General features: G+C 67.5%; 12 protein-coding genes. 9 read left to right on the forward strand and 3 right to left on the reverse strand.

The features are described from left to right. From FHG54_RS08975 to FHG54_RS08985, 3 genes are all read left to right on the forward strand, one after another. The gene (locus FHG54_RS08975; protein WP_139416967.1) at positions 1–684 is read left to right on the forward strand and encodes an ATP-dependent Clp protease proteolytic subunit; all 684 of its coding nucleotides are present in this window, start codon (positions 1–3) and stop codon (positions 682–684) included. Positions 685–869: 185 nt separating this feature from the next. Next, positions 870–2147: an ATP-dependent Clp protease ATP-binding subunit ClpX gene (gene clpX, locus FHG54_RS08980; RefSeq protein ID WP_139416968.1), complete on the forward strand. Its 1278-nt coding sequence runs from the start codon at positions 870–872 to the stop codon at positions 2145–2147. Positions 2148–2237: 90 nt separating this feature from the next. Beyond that, a complete protein-coding gene (locus tag FHG54_RS08985) occupies positions 2238–3383 on the forward strand; it encodes a benzoate/H(+) symporter BenE family transporter (RefSeq protein WP_233437737.1) in 1146 nt (381 codons plus the stop codon). Between the two features lie 14 nt (positions 3384–3397). Here FHG54_RS08985 and sepH read toward each other — a convergent pair whose 3' ends face one another. Beyond that, a complete protein-coding gene (sepH, locus tag FHG54_RS08990; protein WP_139416970.1) occupies positions 3398–4465 on the reverse strand; it encodes a septation protein SepH in 1068 nt (355 codons plus the stop codon). A gap of 195 nt (positions 4466–4660) precedes the next feature. Between sepH and FHG54_RS08995 the strand changes: the two genes are divergently transcribed. Continuing rightward, positions 4661–4954 (forward strand): DUF4193 domain-containing protein, encoded by a 294-nt coding sequence (locus FHG54_RS08995; RefSeq protein WP_139418380.1) that lies wholly within the window; start codon positions 4661–4663, stop codon positions 4952–4954. Here the strand turns inward: FHG54_RS08995 and FHG54_RS09000 are convergent. Continuing rightward, positions 4951–5415 carry a DUF3093 domain-containing protein gene (locus FHG54_RS09000; RefSeq protein ID WP_139416971.1) on the reverse strand — a complete coding sequence of 155 codons (465 nt, stop codon included), beginning with the start codon at positions 5413–5415 and terminating at the stop codon, positions 4951–4953. The two genes, FHG54_RS08995 and FHG54_RS09000, sit on opposite strands and share 4 nt — an antisense overlap. A 38-nt stretch (positions 5416–5453) precedes the next feature. On the opposite strand from FHG54_RS09000, the gene dut reads away from it, so the two are divergent. From dut to dxs, 5 genes are all read left to right on the forward strand, one after another. Continuing rightward, complete coding sequence (dut, locus tag FHG54_RS09005) at positions 5454–5912, forward strand: dUTP diphosphatase (protein WP_139416972.1); 459 nt, start codon at positions 5454–5456, stop codon at positions 5910–5912. Further along, positions 5909–6529: a DUF3710 domain-containing protein gene (locus FHG54_RS09010; protein WP_198165636.1), complete on the forward strand. Its 621-nt coding sequence runs from the start codon at positions 5909–5911 to the stop codon at positions 6527–6529. The genes dut and FHG54_RS09010 overlap by 4 nt, the downstream gene beginning before the upstream one ends. A 2-nt stretch (positions 6530–6531) precedes the next feature. Further along, positions 6532–7320, forward strand: a complete 789-nt coding sequence (locus FHG54_RS09015; RefSeq protein WP_139416974.1) for a DUF3159 domain-containing protein — start codon at positions 6532–6534, stop codon at positions 7318–7320. 156 nt (positions 7321–7476) lie between these two features. Beyond that, the gene (gene acnA, locus FHG54_RS09020) at positions 7477–10287 is read left to right on the forward strand and encodes an aconitate hydratase AcnA (protein ID WP_139416975.1); all 2811 of its coding nucleotides are present in this window, start codon (positions 7477–7479) and stop codon (positions 10285–10287) included. 130 nt (positions 10288–10417) lie between these two features. Continuing rightward, the gene (gene dxs / locus FHG54_RS09025) at positions 10418–12355 is read left to right on the forward strand and encodes a 1-deoxy-D-xylulose-5-phosphate synthase (RefSeq protein WP_139416976.1); all 1938 of its coding nucleotides are present in this window, start codon (positions 10418–10420) and stop codon (positions 12353–12355) included. Here the strand turns inward: dxs and FHG54_RS09030 are convergent. Continuing rightward, complete coding sequence (locus FHG54_RS09030; protein ID WP_139416977.1) at positions 12349–12981, reverse strand: TetR/AcrR family transcriptional regulator; 633 nt, start codon at positions 12979–12981, stop codon at positions 12349–12351. The two genes, dxs and FHG54_RS09030, sit on opposite strands and share 7 nt — an antisense overlap. Positions 12982–13064: the final 83 nt, after the last annotated feature.

Raw genomic sequence — 13064 nt, forward strand, 5'->3', positions numbered from 1 at the left:
ATGTCAGTATCAACTTTCGGTGGCCCTGCCTTCGGCGGCACCGCCTTCAACGGCGTGCGGGCCCCGGGCTCGCGCTACATCCTGCCGAGCTTCGAAGAGCGCACGGCCTACGGCTACAAGCGTCAGGACCCCTACGCGAAGCTCTTCGAAGACCGCATCATCTTCCTCGGAGTGCAGGTCGACGATGCTTCGGCCGACGACATCATGGCCCAGCTGCTCGTGCTCGAGTCGATGGACCCCGACCGCGACATCATCCTGTACATCAACTCGCCGGGCGGATCGTTCACGGCAATGACCGCGATCTACGACACGATGCAGTACATCCGTCCGCAGATCCAGACGGTCGTGCTCGGCCAGGCCGCTTCAGCTGCGGCCGTCATCGCTGCGGCGGGCACGCCCGGCAAGCGTCTCGCGCTGCCGAACGCCAGGGTGCTCATCCACCAGCCCGCGATGGGCGAGGCCGGACACGGCCAGGCGTCTGACATCGAGATCCAGGCGGCTGAGATCCTTCGCATGCGCTCGTGGCTCGAAGAGACGCTCTCGCGTCACTCGAACCGCACGCAGGAGCAGGTCAATGCCGACATCGACCGCGACAAGATCCTGTCGGCCGAAGAGTCGCTCGAGTACGGCCTCATCGATCAGGTGCTGAGTTCGCGCAAGAGCCTGCCCGAGATCACGCGATAGCGAACGTTCCGTGAACGCGGCGGATGGCCGGCTGCACGACAGCCGGGCCATCCGCCGCGTTTCGCCGTTGCACGTGCCGGTTCGCGGCCCGCGAACGGCAAGGTGTGTCGAATCCCGCGCCCTCCCCTCGATCGGCCCGATCTCGGGCTAGGCTCGGAACAGACTCGTCGACTGGGAGGGTTGCGATGGCACGCATCGGAGAGAGCGCCGACCTGCTCAAGTGCTCGTTCTGCGGAAAGAGCCAGAAGCAGGTACAGCAGCTCATCGCCGGACCCGGCGTCTACATCTGCGATGAGTGCGTCGAACTCTGCAACGAGATCATCGAGGAGCGGCTCGCCGAGGCCGGAGAGACCGAGGCCGGCGAGTTCGAACTGCCCAAGCCGAAGGAGATCTTCGGATACCTCGAGGAGTACGTCATCGGTCAGGACGCCGCGAAGCGGGCGCTGGCCGTCGCGGTCTACAACCATTACAAGCGCGTTCGCGCCCGCACCGCACTCACCTCGGCCGACGCGCGCGACGACGTCGAACTCTCGAAGTCCAACATCCTGCTCATCGGCCCCACGGGCTGCGGCAAGACCTATCTCGCGCAGACGCTCGCGAAGCAGCTCAACGTGCCCTTCGCCGTGGCCGACGCGACGGCGCTGACCGAGGCCGGGTACGTGGGCGAAGACGTCGAGAACATCCTGCTGAAGCTCATTCAGGCCGCCGACTTCGATGTCAAGCGGGCCGAGACAGGCATCATCTACATCGACGAGGTCGACAAGATCGCCCGCAAGGCAGAGAACCCGTCGATCACGAGGGATGTCTCGGGCGAGGGCGTGCAGCAGGCGCTGCTGAAGATCCTCGAGGGCACGGTCGCATCAGTGCCCCCGCAAGGCGGGCGCAAGCATCCGCACCAGGAGTTCATCCAGATCGACACGACGAATGTGCTGTTCATCGTGGCCGGGGCGTTCGCGGGGCTCGAAGACATCATCTCCTCGCGCGCGGGCAAGCGCGGCATCGGTTTCGGCGCCCCGCTGCACAATAAAGAAGACGAAGCCGACATCTTCAGCGAGGTCCTCCCCGAAGACCTCCATAAGTTCGGCCTCATTCCCGAGTTCATCGGCCGGCTTCCGGTGGTCGCGACCGTGACCCCGCTCGACCGCGAGGCGCTCATGGAGATCCTCACCGTGCCGCGAAACGCACTCGTGCGGCAGTACCAGCGCATGTTCGAACTCGACGGGGTCGAGCTCGATTTCGACGACGAGGCGTTGCAGGCGATCGCCGATCTCGCAGTGCTGCGGCAGACGGGTGCGCGCGGACTCCGCGCCATCATGGAGGAGGTGCTCGGGCCGATCATGTTCGAGGTGCCCTCCTCCACGGGGGTTGCCCGCGTCGTCGTCACGAGGGCCGCGGTGCTCGACAACGCCGCGCCCACGATCGTGCCGCACGCCAAGCAGCGCCGCACCGAGAAGTCCGCGTAGCTCGGCCGAGAACGGGCACCGCCCATCTTCCAGACCGTCGTCGCGGGAGTCATCGCGGCCATCACCGGATTCGCGAGCTCATTCGTCCTCGTGATCGCGGGCCTCACCGCCGTCGGAGCGACCGAGACGCAGGCGGCGTCGGGGCTCTTCGCGCTCTGCGTGGCAACGGGTCTGCTCTGCATCATGCTGCCGCTCGCGACCCGCATGCCCGTGTCGTTCGCGTGGTCGACGCCGGGAGCGGCACTGCTCGTGGCGGCGGCCACCACCACCCAGCAGTTCGGGGCCGCGATCGGCGCGTTCATCATCTGCGGGGTGCTCATCGTGCTCGCTGGTCTGTGGCCCGCGCTGGGGCGTGCGATCACGAGCATCCCGAAGCCGATCGCGAGCGCGATGCTCGCGGGCATCCTCTTCCCGATCTGCGTTGCGCCGGTGTTCGCCGCCGTCGAGCAGCCGGCGATCGCCGTGCCCATGGTGCTCGTGTGGCTGCTGCTCGCCCGTCTCGCACCGCGCTGGGCGGTGCCGGCGGCGATGCTCGTCGCGGTGATCGGCATCGCCGTGGTGGCCGGCCCCGCGGTGCTCGCGAGCGAGGCGGTGCGACCGCAACTCCAGTTCGTGGCTCCGGTGTTCGACCCGTTCGTGATCGTGAGCCTCGGTCTCCCGCTCTTCATCGTGACGATGGCGGGCCAGAACGTGCCGGGGTTCGCCGTGATGTCTGCGTTCGGTTACCGCCTGGCCCCGCGACCGGCGCTCGTCGCATCGGGTGTCGCGTCGACCGCCGCGGCGTTCGCCGGCGGCCACGCACTCAACCTCGCCGCCATCACCGCTGCGATCATGGCGAGCCCGGAGTCGAACCCCGACCCACGCAAGCGGTGGGTCGCGACCTTCACCTCGGGCATCGTCTACCTGTTGCTCGGCGTCGGTGCCGGGCTCGCCGCCGCAGTCGTGCAGGCGTCACCGCCCATCATCATCACCGCGGTCGCGGGCCTTGCGCTGCTCGGCGCGCTGGTGTCCTCCCTGACCGGCGCCTTCGAAGACCAGGATCAGCGGATCACCGCGATCGGCACGTTCCTGGTCACCGCGTCGGGCGTCGCCGTCGTCGGCATCGGCTCCGCCTTCTGGGGGCTCGTGGTGGGTGGGGTGCTCATGCTCTGGCTCGGTCGCCGGGCGACACCCGCAGCGGCCGCAGCGCGCCGTTCAGACGATGAAGAGCCTGGTCTCGACGGGCAACCCGTCTAGACGATCGGACGTCGTCAGGCGAGGTCGTCGTCGGTACGCGCGCCGAAGACGATCTCGTCCCAGCTCGGCATCGAAGCTCGGCCCTTCTTCGCAGTGCCGCGTGCGGCGGGAGTGCCGGTGACACCCTTGCCGCCCCAGATGCTGCGCGCGGCCGCGCCGGGCTTCTCTTCGGCGGGCTGCTCGGGCTCGGGAACGTCGAGCATCGGGGTCGCCGTCGACGGTGCCTGCGGTCGCTCAGGCTCGCTGCCCGTGGCCTCACGTTCGCCCCGACGGCGCCGCAGCGCCTCGAGCAGGTCGGCGGTTTCTCCGAGCGTCTGCTTCGGTTCATCCGCTCGCTTGATCGCAGCTCGTGCGGCTGCCGGGCTCGAGGTCTGGGGCGTGCGCGCGTATGGAAGCGGCTCGAGGTGCGGCGCAGTGTCGAAGTCGCCGTGCTCGGGTTCCTCGAAGGTGAAGGCTCCACTGTCGAATCGCGAGTCTTCGGACTCGGGGCCGACTGCTCGGAGGCGGGGGATGAGTCCGCCCTTCATCTCGCCCTGCTGCGAGAGCGTGGTCGCCTCGGAATTCATCGGGTGCAACGACTGCTTGCGCGGCTCGAAGCCCCATCGGGCGTCATGGTCGATGGTCTCGGCGGTGAACTCGAGCTTGATGACCCAGCCGCGTTCCTCGTCTTTCCAGCTGGCCCAGCGTTCGCCGTGGGCGCCGAGTTGCGCGAGTCGCTCGCGGATGACACCGCCGAACGAAGCCTGCTCATCGGCCGGGTCGGCGTCGGCGGCGACGTGCACCGGAACGGCGAGCGCCGAGGTGACCATGTGTTCGCGCTCAGCGAGCACCGCTCCTTCGAAGCGGCGGATGTAGTCGATCGCCGCTCCGGTGACCTGGGCGACCTCCTCGGCGGACATGCCGGCGCGGATGTGCGCCTGCACCTCGCGGGGAGAGGGTTTGGGGCCGGCGTGTTGCTCCGGCTGCGCTTGGCGGATGCGAGATTGCAGTACGTCGTCGATCTCGATCCGGAAGCGCGCTCCATCGTCGGCGGCGGCGAGCAACGCGCCGTTCTCGACCCCGATTACCTTGAGTTCTTGCATCGCGACAAGCCCTTCCGTGCCTTCGTCTCCGCCCAAGAATGCCACGTCCCGGCGGGTGCTCGCGGGAATAGCCCGGGCGCGCCGGAAGTTGAGCAGGGTGCAGCTGTGGAATCGCTGCGAAATTGGTTTGCTTACGTCACCGATTTGATGCAGACTATGCCCGCCGAATCATCGGCGATGAAGAAATGGATGGGAATGGCAACGGATTACGACGCACCGAGGAAGACCGAAGACGACTCCGAGTCGATCGAGGCCCTCAAGGAGCGCGTGCCCGACAAGATGTCGGGTGTAGTGGATGTCGACGACGCCGATAACCCCGGCGGGTTCGACCTCGCTGGTGCCGATCTCTCCGACGTCGAACTCGACGTCGTGGTGCTTCCGCCGCAAGACGATGAGTTCACCTGCGTGAACTGCTTCTTGGTGAAGCACCGTTCGCAGATGGACCACGAGACGAAGCTCGGACCGATCTGCATGGAGTGCGCGTCCTAGACGCCGGGCTCAGCAGGTTCAGGCCGTCGTGATCCATTGATCGCGGCGGCCAGTTCTGTCGGATGCCGCGTCGAGATCAACCAGTACGGCGTCGGGTCGGATGCATCCGCGATGGGCACCCGCACCACGGACTTGACCCAGCCCCGGATCACGAGGAACGCCCGGGCGTCGAGACCCGTGCCGCGTTCGACGCGAGCCGCGGCGTCCGTCGCCCCGGTCGCGACGCCGGTCTCGGTGAGGGCGATCGAGGCGCGGCCTGCGCGAAGCCGGCCGTCGGCCACCTCGATGACGGGAGCGGTCAGGCTGAGGGCCGTGACCGTGCCGGCGTAGAGGATCACGCCCGTCGCGATGCCCGCGGGCATCGAGACCGGCGCCAGTACCAGGATGCTCGCGGGGATCAGCAGCAGGCTGATGATGAACATCCACGGCGTCGGCCAGAGTTTCTCGCGGTAGTCGGGCATGGCTCTATTCGACCAGACTTCTGCACTACCCTCGAACAGTGACCGATTCCGTCGATGTGCTGATCGCTGCAGACCGCCTGCCGAGCTACGCCCACCCGGGCGATGCGGGCGCTGATCTCCACGCTTCCGATTCCGTCGTACTCGGCCCGGGGGAGCGTGCCACGGTCGGCACGGGAGTCGCGGTCGCACTGCCCGACGGGTACGTCGGCTTCGTGGTGCCGCGATCGGGCCTCGCCTTCAAGCACGGCATCACGATCGTCAATGCGCCCGGCACCATCGACGCCGGCTACCGCGGTGAGATCAAGGTCGCGCTGCTCAATACCGATGCGCGCGAGGCGTACACGATCGAGGCCGGCGACCGTATCGCCCAGATCATCGTGATGCCGGTCAGTCGCGCCCGGTTCGTCGAGGTCGAGCGGCTGCCCGGCAGCGTGCGGGGCGAAGGGGGATTCGGCTCCACGGGATCCGGGGAGCACAAGACAGGAGTGAACGCGTGAGCGATATCGAGAACGGCGGCGACATCCCCGCCGAACAGCCCAAGTCGGCCCCCGACGACCGCGCAGAGGCCGGTCCGTTCGACGAGGCGGAGGCGAACCCGGTTCGCCCCTATGTCGACCTCGGCGGCGTGAAGGTGCTGCCCCGCGAGGGCCTGCATCTCCGACTCGAGGTCGAGGAGGGCACGAAGCGCGTCGTCGCGATCGGGCTCGACTATGCGAATTCCACGCTGCAGGTGCAGCCGTTCGCCGCGCCGCGCTCGAGCGGACTCTGGCACGAGATTCGTGCGCAGATCGCCGACCAGATCGCGCGACAGGGCGGCACGACCACCGTGCGCGACGGCAGCCTGGGGCCGGAGCTGCTCGCGCAGATTCCCGTCGCGGCCGGTGAGGGCCAGCAGGGGCAGATGCGCCTCGCCCGGTTCATCGGCGTCGACGGCCCCCGATGGTTCCTCCGCGGGGTCATCGCCGGCGAGGCGGCGGTCGACCCGGCCGCGGCCGCGAAGGTCGAAGACCTCTTCCGCTCGATCGTCGTGGTGCGCGGTACCACGCCGATGCCCCCGCGCGATCTCATTCCCCTGCGCATGCCGGCGTCCTCCGCGGGCGCCCCCACGGTGTGACGATGACGGATCCGTCCGGCTCCCCTCGGCCCGATGAAGGCGAGCGAGCGGATGCCGCGGCGGAGCGCTCCGACGTCGATGCCGGCGAGTTCGCCAAGCAGATGGCAGCCGCAGCAGAGAAGAGCGGTCTCGGGGCGCTTGCCCGCGATGAGAAGCTCAGCGGCCGTGACCTGCTCACCGCTGTCGGCGGGGTCCGGGGAATCCTCGAGGCGCTGCTGCCCGGGCTCGTGTTCCTCCTCGTCTACAGCGGGCTGACCAGTTTCGCCGGTCACGACGCTCAGGCCGCGCTCGTTCCCGCACTCGTGGCATCCGTCGGCCTCGCCGTGGTCTTCACCATCGCCCGTCTTGCCGCCAAGGGGCAACCGACGCAGGCCATCGCCGGCCTCATCGGCGTGCTCGCGTCTGCCGCGCTCGCCCTCTGGTCGGGCGATGCGCGCGACAACTACGTGATCGGGTTCTACACGAACGCCGCGTACACACTCGGTCTGACCGTTTCGCTACTGGTGCGATGGCCGGCGATCGGCCTGATCGTCGGATTCCTCATGGGCGACGGCGTCGCCTGGAAGCAGGACACCCGGAAGTACCGGGCCGCCCAGTTCCTCACGCTCGTCTGGATCGGCCTGTTCGTCGCGCGACTCGCGGTGCAGGTGCCGTTCTACCTCGCGAACAACGTCGAGGCGCTCGGCGCGACCCGACTGCTCATGGGTGTGCCGCTCTACGCGCTCGTGCTGGTCTTCTCGTGGCTTGTCGTCCGAGCGGTCCACCCGTCGTCCGCTCGCTCCTCCGAGTGATAGAGTTATCTCGACGTCAAGATAAATCCGCACACCGTGCGAGGCCTGTCGGCTTGCGAGTGGCTTAGGTTACCCTTGCTGGATCAGCTCCATGTCTGACGGAGAAGATGGAGTGCCGCCTGCATGTCCGGTGGCACTCGCGAAGGAGAGGACATCGTGTCTGCAGTGAACAGTTTCGGGTCGAAGAGCACGCTCCGCGTCGGTGATGAGTCCTACGAGATCTTCCGGCTCGACACCGTGCCGGGCCATGAGAAGCTTCCGTTCAGCCTGAAGGTGCTGCTCGAGAACCTCCTGCGTACCGAAGACGGCAAGAACGTCACCAAGGAGCAGATCGAAGCCCTCGGGTCGTGGGTGCCGACGGCCGAGCCCGACACCGAGATCCAGTTCACGCCGGCGCGCGTCGTGATGCAGGACTTCACCGGCGTGCCGTGCATCGTCGACCTCGCCACGATGCGCGAGGCGGTCGTCGCCCTCGGCGGCGACCCCAACAAGATCAACCCGCTCGCGCCGGCCGAGATGGTCATCGACCACTCGGTCATCGCCGACCTCTTCGGCACCGAGAACGCACTCGAGCGCAACGTCGAGATCGAGTACGAGCGCAACGGCGAGCGGTACCAGTTCCTCCGCTGGGGGCAGACGGCGTTCGACGACTTCAAGGTCGTGCCGCCGGGCACCGGTATCGTGCACCAGGTCAACATCGAGCACCTTGCGAAGGTCACCTTCACCCGAGAGGTCGGCGGCGTGCTCCGTGCATACCCCGACACCTGCGTCGGCACCGACTCGCACACCACCATGGTCAACGGCCTCGGCGTGCTCGGTTGGGGTGTCGGCGGCATCGAGGCCGAGGCGGCCATGCTCGGCCAGCCCGTGTCGATGCTCATCCCCAAGGTCGTCGGCTTCAAGCTCTCGGGCGAGATCCCCATGGGCGTGACCGCGACCGACGTCGTGCTCACGATCACCGACATGCTCCGCAAGCACGGCGTGGTCGGCAAGTTCGTCGAGTTCTACGGCTCGGGCGTCGCATCCGTTCCGCTCGCGAACCGTGCGACGATCGGCAACATGAGCCCCGAGTTCGGCTCGACCGCCGCCATGTTCCCGATCGATGACGTGACCCTCGACTATCTGCGGCTCACCGGTCGCAGCGACGAGCAGATCGCTCTCGTCGAGGCCTACTCCAAGGCACAGAAGCTGTGGCACGACGCCGACACCGAGCCCGCGTTCAGCGAGTACATGGAGCTCGACCTCGCGACGGTCGTTCCCTCGATCGCCGGCCCGAAGCGTCCCCAGGACCGCATCGAGCTCTCCGAGTCGAAGAGCGCGTTCGAGCGCGACCTCGTGAACTACGCGACCGTCGACCACGACCTGGTCGACCTCGAGGGCGCCGAGTCCTTCCCGGCCTCCGACCCGCCCGGAAACTCGCCCGAAGACGAATACAGCCGCCACGAGCACCACCACAGGAGCCACGCGCCGGTCACCGCATCGAAGCCGACCGACGTCACGCTCGGCACCGGCGAGCGGTTCGTGCTCGACCACGGCGCGGTCGCGATCGCCGCGATCACCTCGTGCACCAATACCTCGAACCCGTCGGTCATGCTGGCCGCCGGCCTCCTCGCCCGCAACGCGGCGAAGAAGGGCCTGAAGGCCAAGCCGTGGGTGAAGACCACCCTCGCGCCGGGCTCGAAGGTCGTCACCGACTACTACGAGAAGGCGGGCCTCACCGACGACCTCGAGGCACTCGGCTTCTACACCGTCGGCTACGGCTGCACGACCTGCATCGGCAACTCCGGCCCGCTGCTCGACGAGATCTCGGCCGCCGTCAACGAGCAGGACCTCGCGGTCACCGCGGTGCTCTCCGGCAACCGGAACTTCGAGGGCCGCATCAACCCCGACGTGAAGATGAACTACCTCGCGAGCCCGCCGCTCGTGATCGCGTACGCTCTCGCCGGCTCGATGAACTTCGACTTCGAGGTCGACTCGCTCGGCACCGATACCGCAGGCAACGAGGTCTTCCTGAAAGACATCTGGCCGGACGCCTCCGAGGTGCAGCAGACGATCGACTCCTCGATCAACAAGGACATGTTCGTCACGCAGTACGCGGGAGTCTTCGACGGCGACGAGCGGTGGCGCTCGCTCGAGACCCCGACCGGCGCGACCTTCGAGTGGGACGCAGAGTCGACGTACGTGCGCAAGCCTCCGTATTTCGACGGCATGACCATGGAGACGACGCCGGTCACCGACATCGTCGGCGCCCGGGTGCTCGCCAAGCTCGGCGACTCGGTCACGACCGACCACATCAGCCCCGCCGGTTCGATCAAGGCCGACAGCCCGGCCGGTCATTACCTGACCGAGCACGGGGTCGAGCGCAAGGACTTCAACTCCTACGGATCGCGTCGCGGCAACCACGAGATCATGATTCGCGGCACCTTCGCGAACATCCGCCTGAAGAACCAGTTGCTCGACGGCGTCGAGGGCGGCTATACGCGCGACTTCACGCAGGCCGACGCGCCCCAGTCGTTCATCTACGACGCGAGCGAGAACTACCAGGCTCAGGGCACGCCGCTCGTCATCTTCGGTGGTAAGGAGTACGGCTCCGGCTCGTCGCGTGACTGGGCGGCCAAGGGCACGAGCCTGCTCGGCGTCAAGGCCGTCATCACCGAGAGCTTCGAGCGGATCCACCGCTCGAACCTCATCGGCATGGGCGTCGTGCCGCTGCAGTTCCCCGAAGGCGAGAGCTGGGCTTCGCTCGGCCTCGACGGCACCGAGGTCGTCTCGATCTCCGGCCTCGAGCAGCTGAACGACGGCGTCACGCCGAAGACCGTGCACGTGATCGCCGAGCCGACCGAGCACTCGCCGGCGGGCAAGGCCACGGTCGAGTTCGACGCGGTCGTGCGCATCGACACGCCCGGTGAGGCCGATTACTACCGCAACGGCGGCATCCTGCAGTACGTGCTGCGGTCGTTGGTCTGATCACGCAGAGAACCACGGGGGCGGTCGGCATCCTGCCGACCGCCCCCTTTCTCTGCCCTGCTTCACATCGAGCCCGGCGTAGACTCGTTCCGATCGGCGGCAGCTGCCGCGACACTCCGGAGGCAATTGCATGACCCTGCTCGAGACCATTTCGGGACCCCGAGACCTCGATGCGCTGAGTCCAGAACAGCTCGAACAGCTGGCGCGGGAGATCCGCGAGTACCTCGTGGCGTCGGTCTCCAAGACGGGCGGGCACCTCGGCCCCAACCTCGGTGTCGTCGAGTTGACCATCGCGATCCACCGTGTCTTCGAATCGCCGCGCGATGCGATCGTCTTCGACACCGGGCACCAATCGTACGTGCACAAGCTTCTGACCGGACGCCAGGACCTCTCGTCGATTCGCACGACCGGCGGACTCGCGGGGTACCCGCAGCGCTCGGAGTCCGAGCATGACATCGTCGAGAGTTCGCACGCGTCGAGTTCCCTGTCGTGGGCGGACGGCATCTCGAAAGCCTTCGAGATGACCGGCCAAGGCGACCGGCACGTCATCGCCGTGGTCGGAGACGGTGCGCTCACGGGTGGAATGACGTGGGAGGCGCTGAACAACATCTCCGACGACAACACGCGCAACCTCGTCGTCGTGGTCAACGACAACGGCCGCTCCTACGCGCCGACGATCGGCGGCATGGCACGTTTTCTCAACACCGTTCGCACGAAGCAGTCGTACCGGAACCTCCACATCTCGAGTCGCCGCGCGTTCGACCGTCTCGGGGCTCCGGCGAGTGCGTTCTATCGAGGAGTGCGAGGGGGGCTCCACGGCTTCCTCAGCCGATTCTCCGACAACGAGGCGCTCTATTCGAACCTCGACATCAAGTACATCGGGCCCGTCGACGGGCACGACGAGCACGCCATGGAGGCGGCACTCAACCAGGCGAAGGCCTACGGCGCCCCGGTGATCGTGCACGCGATCACCGACAAGGGCCGCGGCTACGAGCCGGCCCTGCGCGATGCGGCCGATCAGTTCCACGCCGTCGGTCAGATCGATCCCGAGACCGGAGAATCCCTCGAGACGGCCTCGGCGCCGTCGTGGACGAGCGTCTTCGCCGATGAACTCGTGCACCTCGCCGAAGGCAACGAGCGGCTCGTCGGCATCACGGCCGCGATGCTCCGCCCGACCGGCCTGCACCGCATGGCCGAACGATTCCCGAGCCGTGTGTTCGACGTCGGCATCGCCGAACAGCACGCCGCGACATCCGCTGCCGGCCTCGCGTTCGGCGGACTGCACCCGGTCGTCGCCGTGTACGCGACCTTCATCAATCGCGCCTTCGACCAGGTGCTCATGGATGTCGCGCTGCACAAGGCCGGCGTCACCTTCGTGCTCGACCGAGCGGGCGTCACCGGGCCCGACGGGCCGAGCCATCACGGCGTGTGGGACCTCTCGATCCTGCAGGTCGTGCCCGGCATTCGCATCGCCGCGCCGCGCGACTCGGTACGTCTCGTCGAAGAGCTCGGCGAGGCCGTGGTCGTCGATGACGCGCCGACCGTCATCCGCTTCCCGAAGGGATCGGTGGGCGTCGACTTCGACGCGGTACGTCGCACCGCCGACGGTGTCGACGTGCTCGTCGAGTCCGCGCGCAAGGATGTTCTCATCGTCACCGTCGGCCCGATGGCCGACACCGGTCTTCAGGTCGCAGAACGACTCGAAGCGCAAGGCATCGGCGCCACAGTCGTCGACCCGCGCTGGGTCGTGCCGGTGCCGGGCAGTGTCATCGAGTTGGCCGCCGACCACCGCATCGTCGTCAGCATCGAAGACGGCGTCCGTGTCGGCGGCATCGGCACGCGCATCCGTCAAGACCTCCGTGAGGCCGGCGTCGACACCGCGGTGACCGAACTTGGCCTGCCCGACGAGTTCCTCGATCACGGCTCCCGTGCCGACATCCTCGAGCGCGTGGGTCTCACTCCGCAGCACATCGCACGGGATGTCACCGCGATGGTGCTCGGCTCGAAGCTGCCGCACGCTCGGGCGGCGTCCGCCGAATCGGGATTCATCGTCCCGTCGGATCACTGAGCAGTTCTGTCAGGACCTGTCGACGACGGTGTCCGGCCTGAGCCCTCGGGGTCGGACCCGTGTCCGGAGCCGGGGGAGCGGTCGAGGAGAAGATCGCCTGCGCGGTCGAGCACCTGCGACCGCGATCGTCCGTCGTGGTCGGCCGCGAGGAAGTGCTCGCCGATCGCCAAGCAGAACGCGAGCAGGCTTCGCGCCTCGACCTCGTCGGGGTCTGAGCAGAACGTGCCGATCATCTCGCGGAGCAGGCCCATGCGCTGGTTGTCGACCCGGCGGAGCCGCTCGGCAACCCCTTCGTCGCGACGTGCCCAGTCGCGCACCGCGAGATCGATGGGCAGCAGACGGTGACTCGAGAACGTGCGCATGCCGGCGCGTTCGATCTTGGTCTTCGGGTCGCCGCCTTCGTGCTCGATTCGCTCGAGCACCTCGACGGTGCTCTCTCGCTCCCACGTGTCGAGCATCGCCTCGAGCAATGCATCACGGTCGGCGAAGTGCCCGTAGAAGCCGCCCTTCGTGACGCCGAGGCGCTTGGCCAGCGCCTCGATGCGCACTGCATCCGCCCCTCCGGCCGCCAGCGCCCGCAGCCCTTCCTCGATCCAGCCGTCCCGTGACGTTCGAAGTGCACCCACGAGTCTCGCCTCCTCCGACTTCCGAGATATACGCCATCGTACAATGGTGGTAGCCTCAGCGTTGTACGTAAGCGTATAACTCT

This window comes from Agromyces laixinhei (genome assembly GCF_006337065.1).
Taxonomy (GTDB): Bacteria; Actinomycetota; Actinomycetes; order Actinomycetales; family Microbacteriaceae; genus Agromyces; species Agromyces laixinhei.

What these genes read in the sequence shown, in the direction of transcription:
- FHG54_RS09015 (WP_139416974.1), top strand. Translation starts at nt 6,532, where the DNA reads ATGACGGATCCGTCCGGCTCCCCTCGGCCCGATGAAGGCGAGCGAGCG.
- dxs (WP_139416976.1), top strand. Translation starts at nt 10,418, where the DNA reads ATGACCCTGCTCGAGACCATTTCGGGACCCCGAGACCTCGATGCGCTG.
- sepH (WP_139416970.1), bottom strand. Translation starts at nt 4,465, where the DNA reads ATGCAAGAACTCAAGGTAATCGGGGTCGAGAACGGCGCGTTGCTCGCC.
- clpX (WP_139416968.1), top strand. Translation starts at nt 870, where the DNA reads ATGGCACGCATCGGAGAGAGCGCCGACCTGCTCAAGTGCTCGTTCTGC.
- FHG54_RS08975 (WP_139416967.1), top strand. Translation starts at nt 1, where the DNA reads ATGTCAGTATCAACTTTCGGTGGCCCTGCCTTCGGCGGCACCGCCTTC.
- FHG54_RS08995 (WP_139418380.1), top strand. Translation starts at nt 4,661, where the DNA reads ATGGCAACGGATTACGACGCACCGAGGAAGACCGAAGACGACTCCGAG.
- FHG54_RS09000 (WP_139416971.1), bottom strand. Translation starts at nt 5,415, where the DNA reads ATGCCCGACTACCGCGAGAAACTCTGGCCGACGCCGTGGATGTTCATC.